This is a genomic window from Flavobacterium calami (genome assembly GCF_038290035.1).
GTDB lineage: Bacteria > Bacteroidota > Bacteroidia > Flavobacteriales > Flavobacteriaceae > Flavobacterium > Flavobacterium calami.
The window spans coordinates 29,802-51,157 of sequence record NZ_JBBYHS010000012.1 but is presented as its reverse complement, the minus strand read 5'-3'; the positions used below and the strand labels follow the sequence as shown (position 1 = coordinate 51,157).

At 35.4% G+C, this 21,356-nt stretch carries 18 protein-coding genes; 7 read left to right on the top strand and 11 right to left on the bottom strand.

Annotated features, from left to right (window positions below):
- Nucleotides 1-255: 255 nt before the first annotated feature.
- Together AAEO57_RS12310 and AAEO57_RS12305 are read left to right on the top strand one after the other, a co-directional pair.
- Nucleotides 256-1,635, top strand: coding sequence for a M20/M25/M40 family metallo-hydrolase (locus tag AAEO57_RS12310; protein ID WP_341693001.1), 1,380 nt, complete (start codon nucleotides 256-258; stop codon nucleotides 1,633-1,635).
- Between the two features lie 49 nt (nucleotides 1,636-1,684).
- Complete coding sequence (locus tag AAEO57_RS12305) at nucleotides 1,685-2,629, top strand: hypothetical protein (protein ID WP_341692999.1); 945 nt, start codon at nucleotides 1,685-1,687, stop codon at nucleotides 2,627-2,629.
- 8 nt (nucleotides 2,630-2,637) lie between these two features.
- Here the strand turns inward: AAEO57_RS12305 and AAEO57_RS12300 are convergent, their stop codons facing one another.
- From AAEO57_RS12300 to AAEO57_RS12275, 6 genes are all read right to left on the bottom strand, one after another.
- Nucleotides 2,638-2,943, bottom strand: coding sequence for a hypothetical protein (locus AAEO57_RS12300; protein WP_341692997.1), 306 nt, complete (start codon nucleotides 2,941-2,943; stop codon nucleotides 2,638-2,640).
- A gap of 4 nt (nucleotides 2,944-2,947) precedes the next feature.
- Nucleotides 2,948-3,400: a hypothetical protein gene (locus tag AAEO57_RS12295; protein ID WP_341692995.1), complete on the bottom strand. Its 453-nt coding sequence runs from the start codon at nucleotides 3,398-3,400 to the stop codon at nucleotides 2,948-2,950.
- Nucleotides 3,401-3,592: 192 nt separating this feature from the next.
- Entirely contained in the window at nucleotides 3,593-4,270 is a 678-nt protein-coding gene (locus tag AAEO57_RS12290; RefSeq protein ID WP_341692993.1) for a YiiX family permuted papain-like enzyme, read from the bottom strand.
- Nucleotides 4,271-4,434: 164 nt separating this feature from the next.
- On the bottom strand, nucleotides 4,435-4,926 hold the full coding sequence (locus AAEO57_RS12285; protein ID WP_341692991.1) for a TlpA family protein disulfide reductase: 492 nt from the start codon (nucleotides 4,924-4,926) through the stop codon (nucleotides 4,435-4,437).
- Between the two features lie 349 nt (nucleotides 4,927-5,275).
- Nucleotides 5,276-6,076, bottom strand: coding sequence for a polysaccharide deacetylase family protein (locus AAEO57_RS12280; RefSeq protein ID WP_341692989.1), 801 nt, complete (start codon nucleotides 6,074-6,076; stop codon nucleotides 5,276-5,278).
- 168 nt (nucleotides 6,077-6,244) lie between these two features.
- Nucleotides 6,245-8,860 carry a glycoside hydrolase family 3 C-terminal domain-containing protein gene (locus AAEO57_RS12275; protein WP_341692987.1) on the bottom strand — a complete coding sequence of 872 codons (2,616 nt, stop codon included), beginning with the start codon at nucleotides 8,858-8,860 and terminating at the stop codon, nucleotides 6,245-6,247.
- A gap of 213 nt (nucleotides 8,861-9,073) precedes the next feature.
- Here AAEO57_RS12275 and AAEO57_RS12270 point away from each other — a divergent pair, with 213 nt between their 5' ends.
- Entirely contained in the window at nucleotides 9,074-10,105 is a 1,032-nt protein-coding gene (locus AAEO57_RS12270; protein ID WP_341692986.1) for a LacI family DNA-binding transcriptional regulator, read from the top strand.
- A gap of 161 nt (nucleotides 10,106-10,266) precedes the next feature.
- On the opposite strand, the gene AAEO57_RS12265 is transcribed toward AAEO57_RS12270, so the two are convergent.
- The 4 genes from AAEO57_RS12265 to AAEO57_RS12250 are packed head-to-tail and all read right to left on the bottom strand — an operon-like array spanning nucleotide 10,267 to nucleotide 15,548.
- On the bottom strand, nucleotides 10,267-11,268 hold the full coding sequence (locus AAEO57_RS12265) for an FAD:protein FMN transferase (protein ID WP_341692984.1): 1,002 nt from the start codon (nucleotides 11,266-11,268) through the stop codon (nucleotides 10,267-10,269).
- A gap of 17 nt (nucleotides 11,269-11,285) precedes the next feature.
- Nucleotides 11,286-13,484 (bottom strand): PepSY domain-containing protein, encoded by a 2,199-nt coding sequence (locus AAEO57_RS12260; protein ID WP_341692982.1) that lies wholly within the window; start codon nucleotides 13,482-13,484, stop codon nucleotides 11,286-11,288.
- Between the two features lie 15 nt (nucleotides 13,485-13,499).
- Nucleotides 13,500-13,982 carry a DUF2271 domain-containing protein gene (locus AAEO57_RS12255; protein ID WP_341692980.1) on the bottom strand — a complete coding sequence of 161 codons (483 nt, stop codon included), beginning with the start codon at nucleotides 13,980-13,982 and terminating at the stop codon, nucleotides 13,500-13,502.
- Between the two features lie 57 nt (nucleotides 13,983-14,039).
- Nucleotides 14,040-15,548: an ankyrin repeat domain-containing protein gene (locus AAEO57_RS12250; protein ID WP_341692978.1), complete on the bottom strand. Its 1,509-nt coding sequence runs from the start codon at nucleotides 15,546-15,548 to the stop codon at nucleotides 14,040-14,042.
- Nucleotides 15,549-15,894: 346 nt separating this feature from the next.
- Here AAEO57_RS12250 and AAEO57_RS12245 point away from each other — a divergent pair, with 346 nt between their 5' ends.
- Nucleotides 15,895-17,124, top strand: a complete 1,230-nt coding sequence (locus AAEO57_RS12245; protein ID WP_341692976.1) for a PQQ-dependent sugar dehydrogenase — start codon at nucleotides 15,895-15,897, stop codon at nucleotides 17,122-17,124.
- Nucleotides 17,125-17,161: 37 nt separating this feature from the next.
- Here the strand turns inward: AAEO57_RS12245 and AAEO57_RS12240 are convergent, their stop codons facing one another.
- Nucleotides 17,162-18,217 (bottom strand): GntR family transcriptional regulator, encoded by a 1,056-nt coding sequence (locus AAEO57_RS12240; RefSeq protein ID WP_341692975.1) that lies wholly within the window; start codon nucleotides 18,215-18,217, stop codon nucleotides 17,162-17,164.
- Between the two features lie 413 nt (nucleotides 18,218-18,630).
- Here AAEO57_RS12240 and AAEO57_RS12235 point away from each other — a divergent pair, with 413 nt between their 5' ends.
- From AAEO57_RS12235 to AAEO57_RS12225, 3 genes are all read left to right on the top strand, one after another.
- The gene (locus AAEO57_RS12235) at nucleotides 18,631-19,032 is read left to right on the top strand and encodes a DoxX family protein (RefSeq protein ID WP_341692973.1); all 402 of its coding nucleotides are present in this window, start codon (nucleotides 18,631-18,633) and stop codon (nucleotides 19,030-19,032) included.
- 156 nt (nucleotides 19,033-19,188) lie between these two features.
- On the top strand, nucleotides 19,189-19,593 hold the full coding sequence (locus AAEO57_RS12230; protein ID WP_341692971.1) for a hypothetical protein: 405 nt from the start codon (nucleotides 19,189-19,191) through the stop codon (nucleotides 19,591-19,593).
- 105 nt (nucleotides 19,594-19,698) lie between these two features.
- The gene (locus tag AAEO57_RS12225) at nucleotides 19,699-21,354 is read left to right on the top strand and encodes a peptidase domain-containing ABC transporter (RefSeq protein ID WP_341692969.1); all 1,656 of its coding nucleotides are present in this window, start codon (nucleotides 19,699-19,701) and stop codon (nucleotides 21,352-21,354) included.
- Nucleotides 21,355-21,356: the final 2 nt, after the last annotated feature.

Below are 21,356 nucleotides of genomic sequence, written 5' to 3'. Positions count from 1 at the left end.
GCTTTTTAAAGAAAAAAGCAAAAGAATTTCCTCTTTAATCGGGGCTAAAGGATAACATTTTGCTTTTTTATGAACATTAAAAAATAAAAACAATAAAGACAATACACGGTTTAACTATAATCAACGGTTTCAACTGATGGAAATAATAATAATTTTTTCTTATTTGTAGAAAAAGGTATACGAAAGCAGTAAGAGTTATAAAGAATTTTGTTCTTTTGTAAAACCAAAAAAGAAACCCCAAATACTTTATAACCAATGAAAAAAACATTTTTTTTAGCTGTTTTAGTTTTAAACGGACTGACTTCATTCGCACAGTCAAATGATGAAAAAAACATTAAATTATTCTACAAAAAAGCCTTAACCGATTCTAAATGTTACACATGGTTAGAGTATTTGTCCAACGATATTGGAGCTCGGTTGTCAGGTTCTCAGAATGCCCAGTTGGCGGTTAATTATACCAAAACGCAATTAGAAAGTTTAGGTCTTGATAAAGTGTATCTGCAGGAAGTTATGGTGCCGCATTGGGTACGCGGAGAAAAAGAAACGGCTTTTATTTTAAACGGAAAAGTAAAAACCACAGTACCAATCTGTGCTTTGGGTGGCTCTGTTGCAACACCAAAAACAGGACTTACAGCTGAAGTGGTCGAAGTACAGGGTATTGAAGAATTAAAAACATTAGGAGATAAAGTAAAAGGAAAAATTGTGTTTTTTAACCGACCAATGAATCCTGAAAATATTGAAACCTTCAAATCTTATGGAGCCTGTGTAGACCAGAGATTTGCCGGAGCGAAAGAAGCTGCTAAACTCGGTGCAGTAGGAACCATCGTTCGTTCAATGAATTTACGTTTAGACGATTTTCCACATACAGGAGCTCAGAGTTATGGCGACTTGCCAAAAGAGCAATATATTCCAACAGCAGCTATCAGCACAAACGGAGCTGAATTATTAAGTGCTACTTTAAAAAATAATCCTGCTTTAAAATTTTATTTCAAACAATCCTGCGAAACTTTGCCGGATGTTCTTTCGTACAACGTAATCGGAGAAATCAAAGGAACAGTAACGCCTGAAAACATTATGGTTGTGGGCGGACATTTGGATTCCTGGGATTTGGCAGACGGTTCTCATGACGATGGGGCAGGAGTAGTGCAAAGTATGGAAGTGGTTCGTATTCTTAAAAGTTTCAATTACAAACCAAAAAATACAATTCGTGTCGTTTTATTTATGAACGAAGAAAATGGCGGAAAAGGCGGAGCCAAATACGAAGAAGTTTCAAAGCAAAAGAACGAAAACCATATTTTTGCTTTAGAAAGTGACTCAGGCGGATTTACACCAAGAGGTTTCTCAATTGAAGCGGATGATGCTAATTTGAAGAAGATACAAGGTTACAAAGATCTTTTCGAACCTTATTTAGTGCATAGTTTTACCATTGGGCATGCAGGTTCAGATATTGGTCATTTGACCTCTAAAGCTATTGTTAAAGCAGGTTTAAAACCGGATTCACAACGCTATTTTGATTACCACCATGCTGCAAACGATAAATTTGATGCCATCAACAAAAGAGAACTGGAACTTGGTGCGGCGACCATGACAACTTTACTTTATTTGATTGACCAGGGAGGGATTGTTGTTAATTGATTTTAAATGAATAATTTGGTAATTTAAAAGCAAAAAAAGCAATAAATAAATGAGTAAAAGGCTTCCAACTGAATTTGCAATAAACATGAGCTTGGATAAAATAATGATTATCCAACAACCAGAATTAAAATTCGTATCAGAGTTTAATTATTTTGACGAAAACAGCCCTTGCCATATTTATTTTATATGTAAAAAACCAAGACTTACTATAATTCCAGAAAAATTTGAAGCAAGGGATGAATACCTAAAAATGACATTTGGAATTAACAGAAAAGGAATAATTGAAGAGAAAGAATATAAATTCGCAAATAATTTAGAATCGAAAGACATTCAAATTGTTTCTTCTTATCCTTTTAATATATTTCAATTAAAAAGCAATGATGTAGTATTAGTAGATGCTAAAGTTTCCCCCTTTTTACAGACTTATGCCTCAGGGGATTTTTTAAATTTGGAAGTGCTTTATATCGGGCAATCATATGGTGTAGAAGGGGCAAGAACAGCTCCAGACCGTTTAGTAAGTCACTCAACGCTACAAGGAATTTATGCAGAGGCAATAATAAATAACCCTGATAGTGAAATTTATTTAGCATTAGCTTCATTTTCCCAAATAAATTTTGTGATGATGGACGGTCGTACAAAATTTTCAAATGAGGAACTAAAGGAAGATGGTATTAGAAGAAAAAAAGTTAGTGATAAATTAGCAGGGGAAGGTATAAATGAACAACAGAAAATAAATTTTACAGAAGCTGCTTTGATTAAATATTTTCAACCAAGATATAATAAAACCTACAAGGATTCTTTTCCTAACCCAGCTCATTCGACATATTCTGAATGTTATGAATTAGACATAAATGCAGTTTGTATTGAATTACAAACTTATGAGATGATAAATTGTTGTTTTTATTCAGATGAGGTTAAACCTGCACCTTGGAACCTGCACCATTTTTTACTAAATTCTGAAGAAGAAAGAAAAAGCATATTTGAAATAATATAAAACCATTATCACGATTTTATCGCAACAGCATAATACAAAAACGCAACAGGAATATTACTCAACACCAGCAAAATCTTAATCGCTATATCTTTTCGTTCCTTATATAATTTTATAAAACGGTTTGTCAGATGAAATAGCATAATTGCGTTTAAAAATAAAACTGAAACAGCAAAAGGAAAAGCAAATAACAGAACATTAGCATTTTGGCTGGTAAACATATAAAAGGCAAATAAGACAGTACTGATTATAAAAGTTCCGATTACCAATTCAATAGACTGGGTTTCCTCTGAAAGTTTTTTATTTAAAGTTTGCATAAGTTTAAATATTAAAAATGTGTTGAATCGTTTTAATGGGTACAAAAAGCATATTTGAAAAATTCAGATAATGAAATGAATGTGCTTTTTTGCCTCTTTTGTATTGTTCAATAAAATACCGAATTTGTTTAGGGTAGAAAGGAGTTCCAGAAAAGATCACTAAAAACAAATACATACTTCTCTTTCCGTTTCCTAAAAGATAATACTGCATCCCGATTTCATCGACAACTGAAATTCCGGTATTCGTTAAAACATGAATGACATCATGATCTTCTAATTTGGGCTGCATATCAAAATGATTTTTATCAAGAAAGTTTCCTAAGCCAAATCCTAAACTGCCTTCCGGATAGTTTAGGAGCGTTGCTTTGTCAACGTCCCAGGGTTTGTTTCTTTTAAAGTATTTTTGATAAGGTACTTTGGTACATTCATAAAGTTTTTCGATCAGGTAGTCTTTCATGTTTTTTATGTTTTTAAAGTTCTTTGAAATTCAAAGTTAAATAGTAAATAAAAAAGCTAAATTGAAATAGCTTTTAATAGTTATTGGTTTTTGGGTTTTTGAACATGTCAGGCTGAGCGGAGTCGAAGCCCTTTAAATTAAAAGCTCTAACTCCCCACAGTATAACATTCGTTTATAAATTATTAGTGTTTCTTAATAATTATCAAAAACCGTTGTCAACAGTTTCGAATCAGCAAGGTCAGAAGGGGCAACGACTTTTTCTTTAAGTGGAATCTCATTGCCGTAGCGCTCTTTCAATATGAACTGAACTCTTGGATCGTCCAGACTAAATTCTTTCAGTTCTCTAAGTTGTGAAAGCTCAATTCCGGCTCCGTTTTTATATATTTTCCAGACTAATTCAGAGCAATAGATTCTGTTGTCTGTCCATTCAAAGTAAGCGTCGTATTCTTTACCGATAAATTGCTTTCCGTAAGATTTCATCTTTTGAAGCGTTTCTGCATTCAAAACGGCTGAGGCATTTTTTAATCTTTTTACAACATATTTAGAATTTCTTCCGTGTCTGATCCAGTTTTCCAGTGGTGTAATTTTAACAGGCTGAACGGCTTCTAAAACAAATTGTTTGCCATTTTCGGTAAAAATTATGCCACAGTGGGAAAACTTTGATTTAGTTGCTATTCGCACCGCTTCACACTGCGCAGATTCAGAGGTTTGAAAAATAATATCGCCATCTTTGAATTTGTCTGAAGCAATCTTTTCCAACTCAGTTCCCGTAAAAGGGTTATTAGGGAAAACTTTTGTAGCCACAAACAGGGCACATCCAAAACTTAGGATTAAAGTTATGATCGGAAATAAATATTTTTTATTTTTCATACAAGTGTAAATTAAAGTACTTTGAGATACAAAGTAAGTAATAAAAAAAATAGCTGCCAAATAAATCGACAGCTATTTTCGGAAATATAATAAAAGTGGTTTTTCGGGTTTAAAATTCTTCCCAGAGTATTTGGCAAGGGAAGAATAAGTTTTTTCGAAACTTATTAACTGCCAGTTAATTCCTTTACCAATTCGTTTAGTTTGGCTCCGTGTATATTTTTTGCTACGATAATGCCGTTTTTGTCCAGTAAAAAATTATAAGGTAGCGCCTGTACCATATAATCTGAAACAACTGGCGAACTCCAGTATTTTAAATCACTTACCTGTGTCCACGGAAGTTTCAGTTTGGTAATGGTTCCGGTCCATGCGGGCTTTTTGGAATCAAGAGAAACTCCGTAAATAGAAAGTTTGTCAGGATACGTATTATACAATTTGAGCAATTCAGGCTGTTCTTTTATACATGGACCACACCAGGTAGCCCAAAAGTCAACTAACACCAGCGTGCCTCTTAAAGACGAGAGGGCAACTTTTTCTCCTTTTGTATCCGGAAGGTCAATTTCCGGGGCGATGTCGCCAATTTCAAGACCTACAACCTGCGCGTTTGTGTTATTAATAAAAAAAGACAATAATAGGGCAGTAAAAAACATTTTTTTCATAATTCAGCGATCAATTTGGGGAATAAATCCTGTTTTTTATTTTCGCACAAATATAAATAACAGTATTTAAATTTTCTCAATAAAAGTAAGTATTTCAGGATAATTTGTTTTAAATATCACGCAGACAGAATTTTATTCGTGGTTAAATGTTTTTAGAACATAGACTATAGTATTTTAACCCCTTAGTGAAGTTAAAATTTAATTGTCTGGCTAAGCGGAGTCGAAGCCCTTTTTTTAACAAAAACGCTTCTGACGAAGTTTATTGCAAATGAAACCATTTGTGCACTGGATAAATTTTTTAGGAGGCTTCGACTCCGTTCGGCCTGACATCAATGAGTGGTATTTTTCATTATTTATTCTGATTTTCTCTGATATACTTTGCCACTTCAATCATTGGAGCCGTCCAGATATCCTTTTTTCTTTTCTTTAGATACTCCAGTAATTTTCGGTGTTCTTCCAAATCGATATTCAAAGCATGTTCACCGCCTACGCCATGAAACAGAAAAACAATAAAAGAACCTTTTTTCTCCGCTTCTTCAATTTGCGCTATCATTTGTTCGGCGGTGCTTCCGTTCTGGAAAAACGAATTCACATTAGAAAAATCAACGTCTTTCATATTTGCATACCCCGAAGAAACGCCTCTGGCAGCTACAAAATCAGTTTTTAAAGCATTATAATAAAGTGTATCCTTAATCGTTAAATCCCCGCAAGGATAAGCAAACGTACGTTCGGTTTTGCCATCAATCGCATTTAATAAAGTATTAGTAATTCTGATTTCATTGATAGCTCTTGGCACTGTATATTTTGACAAATCTGTTTCAGTAGTAACAAAACCTCTTCCCGGTAAACTACCGTCGCATGGATGGTTTAAAGTATGGTTTCCCAATTCATGTCCTTGTTTTGCAGCAATTCGCCACTCGGGAATCCTTTTCGAAACAACAGGAGAGTTGCCGATCAGATAAAATGTCCCCTTGAACTGATACGAATTCAGCATCGGAATTACCTTGTCGAGATGAATGTTTAAGGCATCGTCATAAGTTAGAACAACGGCGCATTTTTTACCATTCCAGTTTCTGCTTTCTGACTGGGCAAATGCTGAAGTATTTATTAAAGAGAGCAATAAGAAAGCGATGCAGTTTTTTAGATTCATATTTTGGTTTAATTGATTAAATTACCAGATTTTTATTTGTATCGTCGTTTCATCCTTACCATTTTTCAATTGCCATTTTCATTTTCATTGCCATTGCCATTGCCATTGAAATTGAAATTGATATTTATATTTATATTTACATTGAAATTGTCATTGTCATTGAAATTGTCATTGTATTTCAATAGTTTTAGTTACAATGTTTCCACTGGTTTTATTTGGTTCATCCGGCTGACTTCCTCCTACAGCAATTTTTATTTTGCCATTGTACTGCTGCTGATTTCCTTCGACGGTAACATACGAAAGATCTTCAGGCAAAAGTGTAAAGGTAATTGTTTTGCTTTCTCCGGCTTTAAGATTAATTCGTTGAAATCCTTTCAAAGTTTTCAAAGGCGCTTTTATCGATGCATTCTGATTCACAACATACAACTGAACAACTTCTTCACCGTCAATTTTGCCTGTATTGGTTACTTTTACAGAGACAGGAACAGTTTTGCCTTTTGTTACGGTAGAAGCAATTTTTAAAGTGTCATATTTAAATGTGGTATAACTAAGTCCATACCCAAATCCATAAAGCGGAGTTCCTTTAAAATAGCGATAAGTTCTGTTATCCATTTTATAATCAACAAATGAAGCCAGATCAGCATCGCTTTTATAAAACGTAACCGGTAATCTTCCCGCCGGATTGTAATCTCCAAACAGAATATCAGCTACAGCTGTTCCGGCAGCCTGCCCGCCATACCAGGCATTTACAATTGCAGGTACATTTTCTGCTTCCCACGGGATAGCGATAGCGCTTCCGGTCATCATGACAAAAACGACCGGTTTTCCGGTAGTTTTCAGCGATTTCAATAATTCGGTCTGAATTTCAGGTAAGAGAATTGAAGTACGGTCACCTCCTTTGAAACCTGGAAAATTAACTTTCATTTCTTCGCCTTCAAGCTGAGGTGATATTCCGCCGGCGAAAACAAAAGCATCGGCGTCCTTGATACGATCAGTGAGGGACTTAAGATCTGTTTTTTCATAATTTCCGGCATGTAAGGCTACATTGGCCTTTCCATCTCCCTGCCAGTATTCGACCACAAAATTATAAACAGAACCTTTTTTGGTTTGTAACTGATACGTCTGACCTCCCCAGCGATTTTTTTTCCAGGCATTCAAAACTTCTTTTCCATTAATCAAAAAGCGATAGCCGTCATCTGCTGTAAGTTCAAATGCAATAGTACCATCTTGTGCGGCTGTAAAATTTGTGGTGTAGCGTGCAGAAAAATTATTAGCTTTTATTGTTTTTGTAACGACTTCGCCTTCCTGCCATAAGTTATTGATTTCTGTTTCTGTCCGAATGGTTTCCGGTTCGCCTGAAAGGTTTGTATTGCTGAAATATTCGGCTTTAAAGCCTTGTTTTCCTTCAAACGAATACTGATTTTTAACATTCGCATATACCAGTAAAGTGTCATTTGTAAAATTTACTGCTTTCTCATAAACCACCTCCGTATCTTTCCCCACTTTTTCTTTGATGCCTTGCAAAACGGTAGTTAATTTAGAAGGAATTCCGTTGTAATTTCCTAAAATAGCAATCTCATTATCTGCATTTGGCCCAAGTACCACAATCTTTTTTAGTTTTTTACTCAGCGGCAGGGTTTTATTTTCGTTTTTAAGCAATACCATAGATTGTCTTGCCATTTTTAAGGCATGCGCCTTATGTTCATCATTTTCTAAAACTGATGCTGGCGTCTGAGCGTATTTTACCATTTCTACAGGATCAAACATTCCTAATCTGAAACGGATCATAAAAAGACGTTTTACAGAAATATCAATTTGGTTTTCGGAGATTTTTCCTGATTTTACAGCCTGTACCAAAGCTTTGTAAGCATCAGTTCCGCAATCAATATCGGTTCCGTGAAAAACGGCATCAGCCGAAGCGGATTCAGCATCTGGATGGGTTTTGTGGTTTTTAAAGAAATCGTCAATCGCCCAGCAGTCAGAAGTTACATAACCGTCAAATTTCCATTGTTTTCTTAAAATATCGGTCATCAGAATATCACTCGCACAACAAGGCTGAGTTCTAAAAGCGTTGTAAGCGCACATGACCCCGGCAACTTTAGATTCAGTCACCAGTTTTTGAAAAGCAGGCAGATAAGTATCCCAAAGTTCGTAAGGTGTTACATCGACATCAAAAGTATGACGCAGCGGTTCCGGACCACTGTGAACAGCATAATGCTTCGCGCACGCAGCAGCTTTGAGGTATTTTGGGTCATCTCCCTGTAGCCCTTTTACAAATGAATCGCCCAAAACACCTGTCAGATAAGGATCTTCACCGTAAGTTTCCTGTCCGCGTCCCCAGCGGGGATCACGAAAAATATTGATATTGGGTGTCCAGTACGTAAGTCCAAGATAACGTTCATTGGTTCGTCCTGTTTCAACGGCTTTGTTGTAAACCGCTCTTCCTTCAAGTGCAGAATAATCGGCCATTTTAAAAAGTGAATTTTTATCAAAAGTAGCAGCCATGGCAATAGCCTGTGGATAAACAGTGACTTTAAAAGGCGTTCTTGCCACTCCGTGAAGTGTTTCATTCCACCAGTCATAAGCAGGAATTTCGAGCCTCGGAATAGCAGGAGAGGAGTTGAGCATTTGTGATACTTTTTCTTCCAGTGTCAGCTGGCTTACAAGATCGTCAACTCTTTTTTCAAAACTTAAATTTGGGTTCTGAAAAAGAAATTTTTCTTTTTCCTGACTGTTTACTTGTAAAGCTGTAACTAAAATTAGAAGACAAAGAAGTGGTTTCATACAATTGTAGTTCAAAAATGATGGTTAGATAGTTTGTTCAGATAAAAAAATAAAAATAACACAACCGATTGTATAAAGAAAATATTTTTTGATTTTTAAATAATAAAGTTAAAAAATTAGGAAAATAGCTATAGAAGTGAAGGCTTAGAATTTTTTCAAAGGTTGGTTTTTAGCAGAAATTATTATCTTTACACTACAATTAGTACTTATTCCATGGAAGAAAATAAATATGTCACGATATATGATATTGCAGAGAGACTAAATCTGGCTACTTCAACCATTTCAAGAGCTTTAAAAGATCATCATACCATTAGTGAAAAAACGATAAAAAAAGTAAAGAAAACCGCTGAAGAAATGGGCTTTGTACCCAATACACTGGCAGCAGGTCTGAGAGGAAATAAGACAAAAACTATAGGTGTTTTGATTCCGACAGTTACGCAGCCTTTCTTGTCTTCGTTAATTAGCGGTATCGAGATTGCAGCTCAAAAATCGGGTTATACGGTAATTATTATGCAGTCGCATGACTCTTCAGAAGAGGAGGTAAATATGGCTAAGTCCTTGTATAGTAACCGTGTAAGTGGGGTTATTTGCTCCTTGGCTATGGAAACCAGGGATACTTCGCATTTTCTGCAATTTTCGAACAATAATATTCCGCTTGTTTTTGTTGACAGGGTTCCTAAAGATTTTAATACTTTCAGAGTGGTTATTGATAACTATTCTGCAGGTTATAAAGCTACCAAACACCTTATCGATCAGGGCTGTACCCGAATTGCGCACTTGACTGCAGGATCTGAATTTGGTAATTTGTATAACGAAAGAAAACGAGGTTACACTGAAGCTCTGAGAGACCATAATCTTCCTGTCGATGAAGAACTGATTGTGAATTTAAAGTCGGTTACTTATGAAGCGGGCGTAAAGGCAAGCAATAAATTGTTTGATTTAAACCCAATTCCGGATGGTATTTTTGCTCCCGGGGATATTATTGCCGTAAGTGCTGTACAGACTGCCAAAAAAAGAGGCATAAAAGTGCCTGAAGATGTTGCTGTTATTGGATTTAATAATGACCCGATTTCTGAAATTATTGATCCAAATTTGTCAACCATAACGCATCCTGCGGAAAAAATGGGCAAGGCAGCCGCTGAAATTATCATTAAAAAACTAAAATCTGCCAAACACGATGAGGTTAAGGAAATTACTTTTTTGAATACTGAGGTTTTGGTACGTGAGTCTTCGGCGAGGAAATAACTTTTTTACCTCTAAAGGTTTTTAAACACATAGAAAAATAGTCTATAATTGCGCTTAAAGGCGTTTCACTTTGTATTAAGACATTTGTTCTGCATGTGTAGAAGCAAGCTTCTTTTGTAACCTTAAAGGTTTAAAAATCTATGTTTCTATGTGTTTAAATACTATTTCAATTTAGAATCAATTTTATTGATTTTAAAGTTTTTAGACTTAATAATTTTGCCATCATCCGTAATCATGATACAGCTGTAATCAGGATATTGATCAATTAATTCCATTCCGGATTTTCTTCCTAAAACCATTAGTGAAGTGCTAAAGCCATTTGCGACTTCGGCTTTAGGGCCAAAAACGGTTACACTGCAAAGCCCTGTTGCCGGATATCCTGTTGCAGGATTGATAATGTGTGAATATCGTTTACCATTAAATTCAACAAACTTTTCATAATTGCCGGATGTCGTTACGGCACCTCCGTTTAAAGGAACCACAGCAAAAACAGCATCAGGATGAAAGGGATTTGTAATACCAATATTCCAGTCTTTTCCGTTAAGCTGTTTGCCCCAGGTTGTCATATCGCCGGATGCGTTTACAATTCCGGATTCTATTCCTTTGGCCAGCATCATATCACGGCATCTGTCGGTGGCGTATCCTTCTCCCAAAGCTCCAAAACCAATTTTCATTCCTTTTAGTTTCAGGAAAATGGTGGATTGAACGCTGTCTAAAACAATATTTTTATAACCGACTTTCTCAACCGATTTTTTTATGGCTTCCGCCGAAGGCATTTCGGTCATAGAACCGTCAAATTTCCAGATTCTGTCCATTGCGGCAAAACTTACATCAAAAGCACCATTAGTCAACTGTGATAGTTTTATTGCTCTTTGTGTTAGTTCAAAAACTTCCCAATCCACTTTTACAGGAGAAATTCCGGCATTATGATTCACTTCAGATACCTGAGAAGTGGGTTTCCAGTCCGAAATCAAATTTTCGATTCGGGTAATTTCTCCAATTATAGTGTCTATAGATTGTACTGCCGTTAAAGTATCTTTTGCTATTACCGTAATATCAAACCTTCCGCCCATAAGCAGGGTAGTTTTTTTTCGAACCACCTGTCCGGTACTGATAAAACTGATGAATACAAAAAATAACAGGAAAATATCTTTTTTTCTCATGAATTTAGAAAGCTATTTTAATAACAATCAGTCAGAATTTGTCCTTTCGTGCGATATTGTTTTAAATCGGTATTATTTTTTTCGAGGCAGATAGTATTCAAAACTGCTTCAACATTTTGCTGCATGGCCAACGAACCGCAAATCATAATTGTGCCGCCTTTTTGAAGTGTATCAGCAAAAAAATCGGCATCTTTTTTAATTAAATCCATTACATAACACAAATTCTTTTCTCGGGAGAAAGCAATCTGAATGTTTTCAAGCTGTTGTTGCTCAATCTGGTTGTCTGCAAATTTTTTATATTCCCTAACCATTTCAGTTTCCTCACGGAAGCCGCAATACAAATAGGTTTTCTTTTTCTTTTTGTTTTGCTCGATCATCCCCAAAAATGGTGCAATTCCGGTTCCGTTAGCAATCATTACGACAGCAGCCGCTTTTTTAGGAAAATGAAAAGCATGATTGTGAATAATTCGGGCTTCTATTGTAGTTTCGGGAGAAAGATTGTATAAATAATTAGAGCCAAGGCCATTAGGATGCAGTTTTACGACAAGCTGTATATTGTGGTTTATTTTACCGATAGAGTAGAGGCGCTCTGTAGCATCGTTGGAAGGATAAATCGCTAAAAGATCCCCGGATGTAAATTTTATTTTTGATTCCGGACGAAGCGTTACCATAAAAGTCTGATTTTCCTCTGATGAAGATTTCAAGCCCAATACCTTCATTTTTTGAAGATTTCCCGGTGTCTGATTATAAGAAGCCGGAGTTACAGATAAAGGCAGCTGTGTTTTTTCATTCCAGGCTTTTACCCATAAGGCAAAATCTGTTAAAGATTTATCGTTTACTGTATGCAGATCTAATGCTGGGTCAACCCACGATTGCTGTTGCAATAATGTGTGGATTTCTTTCGCAAAGCCACAAAAATTGGGATAATGCAAAGATCCGAAACCTACAACAGAAACATTCACTTTCTGTTTTTGCGGATGTTTTTTGATAAGCGAAACCAGTTTATCTGCATTTGTTGGTGCATCGCCTAACCCATGCGTAGAAGTGAAAATTACAATATGGTCTGCATTTGGAAAATCGGTGTACTTATTTGTTTCTGCCAAATAAGACAACTGATTATGAGCAAGAAGCTGTTCGTGTATGGCATTGGCAAATCGAAGCGTGCTTCCGTTTTCAGAACCTGCCAATAATATAAATTTACTTTCAGAAGCTTTGTGTTTGTTTTTAATTTTGGTGGATCTGCGTTTTAAAGTCATTGCAAATCCCGAATAGATAAAAAACAGGATATTAACTGAGGCAATAGCCAGTATTATAGCCCATACCATATTGGCACGGCCTGTATGCAAGTCCATACTAAGATTGGCTAAAACAAATGTTTTCTGATACGGAATTTCGCTAACAACTTTACCGTTAAACTGATCCACCATCAGTTCGCGGTCATTTAGTTTAAGGGTGTAATATTCTTCAGGATCTTCGGCAAAAGGAAATTCAATTTTTTGAACATCCGCAAGTTTGATTTGTTGAAATATTGAAAAATCGCTAAGTTTTTTTGCCTTTGGATTGCTATCACTAACTTCCGGAAGTTTATGACTGATTTTATTTTCAGGAAAAAGATGAAATCTTTCCATTGATAAATAAGTACCCGTAAGAGCCATTATAAAAATAGGAATAAGCAATAACCTGCCCGCCACAACGTGATAATACTGCGCAAGATAGTCTTTCGCTATTTTAGAAAAAAATCTGCGAAATCCCTGTTGTCTTTGTATAATAAGAATCGTTCCGGAAATAGTAATCAGTAACAATAAAAAGGCTGTAATGCCAATTAAAACCCGTCCTGTTTCATGAAGAAACAAAGACCGGTGGAGGGAAGTAACCCATTGTATAAAGGCACTCTTTTTTTGAGGAGTGCCTGTTCTTTTTGCAGTTTTAGGATCGACGTAAGCGTTGACATCATCACCGTCTTCGTTCATTCCCTGTAAAGTTACAAACTGATTATGATCGACGTTTATTTCGATAATTTCGGGATACGCTTTTTTTAACGCTGGCATCGCCTCAGCAAGTGTTATGGTATTTAAATCATGAACCTGATAAGACGGAATTTTTTCGTTTACAGCATCTATCGCCAGTATAACACCTGTAATAGAAAGCATTGTTAAAAAAAGAAAAGAAAATAGCGCTAAGGTTAAGTGTGCATATCGCCAAACAGAAATAGTCATTATGGTATATTCGTATTATATTTTGTTTAATCGTACATAACGGATATATCCTTTTCCTTCTGTTTTTGCAGCAAGACCTTCAGTTGTAAGCGGAATTTCAAGATCGTTTACATAATATTTCTGATCTTCAACAGCAGATTCAAAACGTAATTTGTATCCTTTATTTATTTTAGAGTTTTCGATTTCAATCGTAGTAATACTGCGGTCTCCGCCTGTAACAGATGCACCGGTTTTGGCACTGATATCTTCTGTTTTTTTAGTATAAAATTTGTTCCATTCTTTTAAGGAGCTGTACCATTTTTTATCATCGCCCATTACATAAAGCGTTTTTTCATACTCTCCTTTAGCGTTGATGAGTGATACTACCACATAAGCACCTTCACCCATGTAGTTTGACATCTGCAGCATGCATTTATATTTTGATGACTGAGCGTTTGTATTAAAAGAAACAAGGCATATAAGGACGCCCGTAAGAGCAGTTTTAATTATAGATTTCATTTGAAATTGATTTATTTATTGTAATTTGAAATTTAAAAAATTGAAAGTAAAGATGATTTATTTTAAAAACTCAACAGAAATATTACTTTTTGTAAGCGTTTCATTTTCTTTTGCCAGAGCATAAGCACTTTCGTCAAACTCGGTAATAATTTCTTTTTTTGCACCTATGGATAAAAGATATTTCAGGATAGTATCATCTTTAGAAATCATTGCAGCTTTATGAAGAACTGTTAAGCCATCTTTGTTTTTGGCATTGATATCGATGTTTAAATCAGCAATTTTTTTAAGTAAGTTTAAATCATTTTTGATTATTGCCAAATGATACAATGTGTTTCCGTCTTTTTGAGGAGTTGCAAGGTTAAGTCCTTTGTCCTGTAATAATTTAATTTTAGCAGCAAAAGGATCCTGTTTTGCATTAGCACCTTCTTGTCCGCGTCCCATCATTTGCGGGCGGTAAGACTGAACCAGATAAACGCCTAAATTATTATCGTCTTTATCTTTTACATTTACATCAGCACCTTTGGCTAAAAGCAAACTTACAGCTTCAGGAGATCCATATCTTACTGCATTTGTTAAAGCAGATTCGCCTTTCAAATTTTGAAGATTTATGTTTTTTGCTGTAGGAAGTAAAAATTCCAGAACAGAAGTTTCTCTGGCAGAAGCGGCAACCATTAATGGAGTGGTTCCTTCCTTATCAGCCTTATTAGGATCAAGTCCTTTGGTTATAAAATATTTGATGATTTCAGTCTGGTTTGGTTTTCCTGCCAAAATGTGCAGTACATTTTGTCCCGATTTATTTAGGGCAGTTGGTTTGATTTTTACTTCTTCAACCAAATATTTGTAGGTTTCGATTGTATTGCTTTCTCTACGGCTTCCTTGTGCAGCTGTAAAAAGGGCATTGTCGTTTGGTTTAACCCCTTTTTCAAGAAGTTTTTTCAATAATGCTATATTTCCTGATCTGGCAGCATATGTAAATGCAGTATTTCCTTCACTATCAACATCTTTTAAAGACATTCCTTTTGTGGTAAAATATTCGGCTGCTTTTAATTCTTTGTCAGATGAAATGGCTAATAACAATAAGTTAGCACCATTTTGGTATTTTTTCTTTGGATCAACACCTGCTTTAAAAAAAGCTTCATAAAGTTCCGGATTGCTTTGACCGCTGCTCGCTGCTGCTGTTATAGGAAATGAACCGTGACTGTCTTCTAAATTAACATCTGACCCTTTACCAATGAGATATTTTACGATTTCTAAATTCCCTTTTCCGGAAGCCCAGTGAAGATAAATTCGGTTATCGTGGGTAGGTTTGTTTACTTCGTTACCCGGTTGTTCTAATAAAAATTTGATTGTTTCAACTGGTGCATCATTATTAATTGCCATCACGACTACATCAAAAGCATTGGCTGTTGCCGCAGAAGGGCTGTTGCCTTTCGCAATTTCTGCTTTTACAGCATTTACATCAGGATTGGTTTTCCAGAAAGACTGGTCTAACAGCGTATTTTTTTGCTGTGCAGCTGCAAAAAATGAAGCAGCTAAAGCAATAGAAACAAAAAGGGATTTTTTCATAAATAAACAGAGATAATTTTTTGACAAAAGTATTAGCGATTGTTTAGATACTTTAAGCCAAAAAAGGTTTAAAATTTGCTGAACTTTATTTTTTGATTAATTTATTATTTAGAATAAATAAAAATAAAGCAAATATAGAAATAAATAATAAAATACCAATGTTTATTTGGGTTTTAAGGAAGTTTTAAGGTTTGTTGAAAGGGATTAATCAATATCTTTTTAACTTTTATCAATTAGGTCAGACAAGGAAATTATATAAGTTATAAGATAAATTGTATAATTAAAATTTGATGGTAATTTTAGATTTTTGAAATTCAATTGATTAAAAATTTAAACCCAAATTAAAATGAAAAATACAAGATACATTATGAGTCTTTCGATTGCAGCGTTTACTTTACTGAGCTGTTCGAATGATGATAAAGCCTCCAATGATCCGGGTACACCAACAAGCCCGGTAGAAAATAATGAAGCCAATACAACTTATAAACCAGCATTTGAAGGGCAAACGAGAATAGGAGGGCTGATTACTAATACAGATTATGAAGCAAAAATTATCACTTCATCACTGACTAATCCATGGGGGGTAAAAAGTCTTCCGGATGGCAGGCTTTTAATTACAGAGAAAACAACAGGAACTTTACGTATTGTGAAAGTAACTGGCGAAGTAAGTGCTGCAATTACAGGTTTGCCAGCTGTAAATCCGGCGAATCAGGGAGGTTTGTTAGGTTTGTGCCTTGATCCTGAATTCACTTCTAACAGAATGATTTATTGGGTATATGCCGAAGCGGGATCAGGTGGAAACAGGACCGCAGTTGCCAAAGGGAAATTATCAAATGACGAAAAAACGATTGAAGGGGCTACAGTAATTTACCGTGCAGATCCGGCAAATGTAAGCGTACTTCATTATGGGGGCCGAATTCTTTTTGATAAAACAGGAAACCTTATCGTGAGTACAGGAGAACGTTCTGTGTTAGAAACAAGACCATTGGCTCAGTCAGTTACTGCAGCTTTGGGAAAGGTTATTCGTATAACCAAAGACGGGCAGGCAGCATCCGGCAATCCTGCTTTTAGTCAGTCCGGAGCTTTACCTGAATTGTATACTATCGGACACAGAAACCCACAGGGTCTGGCAATTCATCCTGGCACTGGTGAAATCTGGTTAAGCGAACATGGACCACGTGGAGGTGATGAGATCAATCGTTTAAAAGCAGGTTTAAATTACGGTTGGCCGGTTATTACCTACGGAATAGAATATGGCGGAGCGGCAATTGGTGAGGCTATCCAGAAAAAAGATGGTATGGAACAGCCGGTTTATTACTGGGATCCTGTGATATCACCAAGCGGAATGACTTTTTACACCGGTAACCGTGTTCCGGAGTGGCAAAACAATCTTTTTATAGGAGCACTAAGCGGTCAGCATATTGTGCGTCTGGCTATAGAAAATAACCGTGTTGTGGGTGAAGAACGACTTCTGGCTCAGGAAGGTCAGCGATTCAGGGATATTACCCAGGGAAATGACGGAGCCCTGTATGCTGTAACCGATCAGGGAAGACTTTATAAGATAGATAAGAAATAATATTTCGGTAAAAATGGCGCTAATACGGCGCCATTTTTTATAAAGAACTACGTTCAATATATCCAAACGGATTTTTGAAAAACTCTTTTTTATTGCTGAGAACCAGTTCAGCGGCTTTTTGTCCCATTGCCTTAAAATCACTGCTCAATACACAAATATCAAGCAGTGCTTTGAGTGGGGTTTCATTATAAGAAATCACTCCGACATCAGTACCTATCTGGAGTTTTTTTTCTTTTATCTGTTGTACCAGTTCTACGAGGTCGTTATCGTCAATAACAATATAAGCTTCTTTTGATTTAAAATCCAAATCATTTTTTACTTCTTCGATGATTTCAAAATCAAGAGAATGCTTTTGGCAGAATTCTTTAAAACCATGCAATAAACCAACCGGAATAGGGAATAAGGTCTGGGTTGGAAACACCAAAATAATCTTTTTGTATTTTTTTAATTTTGTAAAAGCTTTTGTCAGGGCATAAATAATATCTTCTTTGAAATCCTGATAAACTGCAGTAAAATTTCCCGAAATTTCGGAATACGAATTATCAAGTATCAGAAGTTTATCTTTCGGAATGGTTTCAATCGCTTTCAATACTCTGTTGGTATAATTGATATGCGTTTTTCTGCTGTTTCTAAAGTGAGGCATGATTACAAAATAGTTGTAATTGTTGATGTTTTTTTTCAAAGCATTGATAAAAAGCTGCTCGTCACAATAATAGATATACATATTGACGTGACCCTTGCTTCCAACGGTATCCACAAAAGCATTATAAGCCTCCATTTTATAGGTACACGGCTTATTGATAAGAAAAAAAACATCAAATTTGGCTTTGGAACCTGCATAAGAAACAAAATTGCCGGAACCCATAACCGAAACAATTAATTTTTGATCTCTTAATATCTTATAAGCTTTTTCGGCAGTATCCCGGGAGATCGAATTTTGAGTACTCAATTCATTTATAGAAGGCATTTGTTGTCCGTTCTTCATTTTTCCGTTCAGGATTTCTGTTGCCAGAAAATCAGCTACCTGTATAAATTTAGGTGATCCGGAATCCATTTTAAGGTTTATAGTGATTGGGTTTCTTTTTGATGCCATAGTAAGTGGTCTGTATATACCGTAAAAAAGTGTTACTCTTCAATATTTAGTATTTCAATATTATAGAAGAGATAGAAGTAAAAAAGCAGTAAAAGCTAATTTTTTAACAAATATTTTACGTTATTTTTTGGTTTAATGAGGTTTGTGGTGTTAAATGTTAGTTTATTTTCAAATGTATGTAAATTGAATTTTCAATGTGTCCTGTTCTGTGCTGAAATATTTAAAGAATATTTTTATTATGAATGGTCAGAATATCAGACGTATGAATTTATTATGGCAACTTCCGAAATAAGTATTTTTTTTGTCTGCCCGGCATTGTATTTTTTTATTATTTTTACAGATAGCAGCTAATCATACAGCACAAAGGCTGGAATGAAATACTGATTTGTTTTACTAAATTTAATGATTAAAAAATGAGAAAAAACAATGATTTTGGTTTGTTGATACTACGTATTACAATTGGATTACTAATGCTTTTGCACGGCTTGGCAAAATTTGGAGGAGGGCTGGAGTTTATAAGCGGTATGCTTGTTGAAAAAGGACTTCCGGGATTTTTTGCTTACGGTGTTTTAGTTGGCGAAATTTTGGCTCCAATTGCCATTTTAATTGGTTTTAGAACCAGGCTAGCAGCTCTTATTTTTGCCTTCAATTGTTTGGTTGCTGTATTAATGGCTCATAGTGCCGATATATTCAAATTGAGTGAACACGGAGGTTGGGCGCTTGAACTTTTAGGATTGTATTTCTTTACAGCTTTGGCTTTATTTTTTACTGGCGGAGGAAAACTGGCAGTTTCAAAAAGCAGTAGCTGGGATTAAACTTAGTCACATATACCATACTAAAAAGAAGCTTTCGGGCTTCTTTTTTCGTTTTTTCATTAAGAAAAAAATAACAGAACCAATTCCAATTCTAATGTTATTTTAATGTTGGCCATAGAATTTCGCCCTAACTTGCGCCACTCTAAGAACCAATAAATGCTGAAAAGAATTAAAAATAGTATCTTATGTAAATGCCTACAGGTGTTGCTGATTGGGTACTTTCTAATCAGTAGTATTAATGTTTCCAATAGTTTTGGACGCATCATAGCCGATAATGCCGAGACAAGTACAGTTAAAGGCATAACCTGTAATTTTCTTAAGAAGATATTCAAATGTGACGGAATTCCGGAAGAACTGGATGACTACGAAACAAAAGAGACAAAAACAACGAAACTTGCCAAAGGGGTTCCTTCATTAGATTATCTGATCCCTTTAAATACTTCATTGACTGTTTTGTACTTTCAAATTAGTACAAAAAGAAAAAATTATATTGATAATCAGATATTTTCATTTGGTTTTCACGGTAAAATTCATTTACCTCCTCCCGAATTTATAGCATAAATACTTATTTTTTTAAAGAGGTTTAGAAGAAATTCTAATACCTTAATACGGTTTTTGTCGTATATTAGTATCTATCTGTTAATCTTGTATTTATAACATAAATTCATGACACCATTAAAACGTTTTTACAACTTACTTCATCTTGACAAACGCGATGTATATCAAATCATTTTTTATGCTGCTTTTGCAGGTTTAGTAAACCTTTCACTCCCATTAGGAATTCAGGCTATTATTAATTTTATCCAGAGCGGACAGCTTAGTGTATCATGGATTGTATTAGTAATTTTAGTTACAATCGGAGTAGGTTTTGGCGGAATTCTGACCATTTTGCAACTCAGGATTGTTGAAAATCTTCAGCAGCGCATTTTTGTTCGTTCTTCATTTGAATTCGCCTACAGACTGCCCTTAATCAAATTCAAAGAAATGTATTCTGAATACGCTCCGGAAAAAGCGAACCGTTTTTTTGATACTTTGACGGTACAAAAAGGCACGGCAAAACTTTTATTGGATTTCTGTACCGCTTTTTTACAGGTGGGTCTCGGAATCATATTACTGGTTTTGTATCACTCTTTCTTTACGGTAATTGGTCTTTTGTTTATCGTAATTTTATATATCATTTTTAAATTTTCGTACAAAGACGGACTTGAAACGAGTCTTAACGAATCAAAGTTTAAATATAAAGTAGCAGCCTGGCTTCAGGAAATCGCCCGTAACCGCGACAGTTTTCGCAAAAAAGGAGGTTTCGAATATGCGCTGGAAAGAAATGACGGCTATGTAAGCAAATATGTAAACTATCGTGAAAAGCATTTTCAGGTAATGAAAAAACAATACATTCAGCTGATTATTTTTAAGGTTATTGTTACAGCTGCCTTGTTGTCTATTGGTGGTTTTCTGGTAATTCACCATCAAATGAACATAGGGCAGTTTGTGGCAGCTGAAATAGTTATTGTACTGTTGATTAATTCGGTTGAAAAAATCATTTTCGGGCTGGAATCTTTTTACGATGTACTGACTTCATTAGAAAAAATTGGACAGGTGACCGATATGGAAACTTCATGTATTCCGGAAACATCTGCTATTACTGAAACTGGAATAAATATTGAAACAGAGAGTGTAGCATACAATTATCCTGACCATAATAAAAAATCACTTAAAAATATCAACCTGAAAATAAATCAGGGCGAAAAAATAATTTTGAGAGGAACAAACGGTGCCGGAAAAAGTACTTTATTGCGTTTATTGTCAGGATTGCTTGAGCCTGAAAGCGGTGCTATTTATGTAACCGATAATTATATGAACCGTCTCAACGAGGATACTTACAGAGCACAAGCCGGAACTTTTTTACAAGGCGATACACTTTTTGCCGGAACCATTCGCGAAAATATCCTTTTTGGAAACGAAACACTGAACAATGATGATCTTAAATGGGCTTTGGACAATGTTGGCCTGACTCCCGATATCAAAACATTCCCGAATGGACTGGAACACCAGGTTCACCCGGGAGGTAATGAACTTTCTGCTTCAGATATTCAGAAGATTCTTTTGGCACGCAGTATTGTTCATAAACCGAATATATTATTTCTTGAAGATCCTGTAGATAAAATGGACGAACGGACTTCAGGTAAGATTATAGATTTTTTACTTTCTGAAGAAAATGACTGGACGGTAATTGTAACTTCTAAAAACGATATCTGGAAGAACAAATGTGACCGTATGATAACGATCGATGACGGAAAAATTATTAATGACATAAAGCTTTAATC

Excerpts from the sequence above, each read along its gene's own strand:
- AAEO57_RS12245 (WP_341692976.1), top strand. The coding sequence starts at position 15,895 with ATGAAAAATACAAGATACATTATGAGTCTTTCGATTGCAGCGTTTACT.
- AAEO57_RS12310 (WP_341693001.1), top strand. The coding sequence starts at position 256 with ATGAAAAAAACATTTTTTTTAGCTGTTTTAGTTTTAAACGGACTGACT.
- AAEO57_RS12280 (WP_341692989.1), bottom strand. The coding sequence starts at position 6,076 with ATGAATCTAAAAAACTGCATCGCTTTCTTATTGCTCTCTTTAATAAAT.
- AAEO57_RS12260 (WP_341692982.1), bottom strand. The coding sequence starts at position 13,484 with ATGACTATTTCTGTTTGGCGATATGCACACTTAACCTTAGCGCTATTT.
- AAEO57_RS12285 (WP_341692991.1), bottom strand. The coding sequence starts at position 4,926 with ATGAAAAAAATGTTTTTTACTGCCCTATTATTGTCTTTTTTTATTAAT.
- AAEO57_RS12255 (WP_341692980.1), bottom strand. The coding sequence starts at position 13,982 with ATGAAATCTATAATTAAAACTGCTCTTACGGGCGTCCTTATATGCCTT.
- AAEO57_RS12225 (WP_341692969.1), top strand. The coding sequence starts at position 19,699 with ATGACACCATTAAAACGTTTTTACAACTTACTTCATCTTGACAAACGC.
- AAEO57_RS12275 (WP_341692987.1), bottom strand. The coding sequence starts at position 8,860 with ATGAAACCACTTCTTTGTCTTCTAATTTTAGTTACAGCTTTACAAGTA.
- AAEO57_RS12300 (WP_341692997.1), bottom strand. The coding sequence starts at position 2,943 with ATGCAAACTTTAAATAAAAAACTTTCAGAGGAAACCCAGTCTATTGAA.
- AAEO57_RS12270 (WP_341692986.1), top strand. The coding sequence starts at position 9,074 with ATGGAAGAAAATAAATATGTCACGATATATGATATTGCAGAGAGACTA.
- AAEO57_RS12235 (WP_341692973.1), top strand. The coding sequence starts at position 18,631 with ATGAGAAAAAACAATGATTTTGGTTTGTTGATACTACGTATTACAATT.
- AAEO57_RS12305 (WP_341692999.1), top strand. The coding sequence starts at position 1,685 with ATGAGTAAAAGGCTTCCAACTGAATTTGCAATAAACATGAGCTTGGAT.
- AAEO57_RS12240 (WP_341692975.1), bottom strand. The coding sequence starts at position 18,217 with ATGGCATCAAAAAGAAACCCAATCACTATAAACCTTAAAATGGATTCC.
- AAEO57_RS12230 (WP_341692971.1), top strand. The coding sequence starts at position 19,189 with ATGCTGAAAAGAATTAAAAATAGTATCTTATGTAAATGCCTACAGGTG.
- AAEO57_RS12290 (WP_341692993.1), bottom strand. The coding sequence starts at position 4,270 with ATGAAAAATAAAAAATATTTATTTCCGATCATAACTTTAATCCTAAGT.
- AAEO57_RS12250 (WP_341692978.1), bottom strand. The coding sequence starts at position 15,548 with ATGAAAAAATCCCTTTTTGTTTCTATTGCTTTAGCTGCTTCATTTTTT.
- AAEO57_RS12295 (WP_341692995.1), bottom strand. The coding sequence starts at position 3,400 with ATGAAAGACTACCTGATCGAAAAACTTTATGAATGTACCAAAGTACCT.
- AAEO57_RS12265 (WP_341692984.1), bottom strand. The coding sequence starts at position 11,268 with ATGAGAAAAAAAGATATTTTCCTGTTATTTTTTGTATTCATCAGTTTT.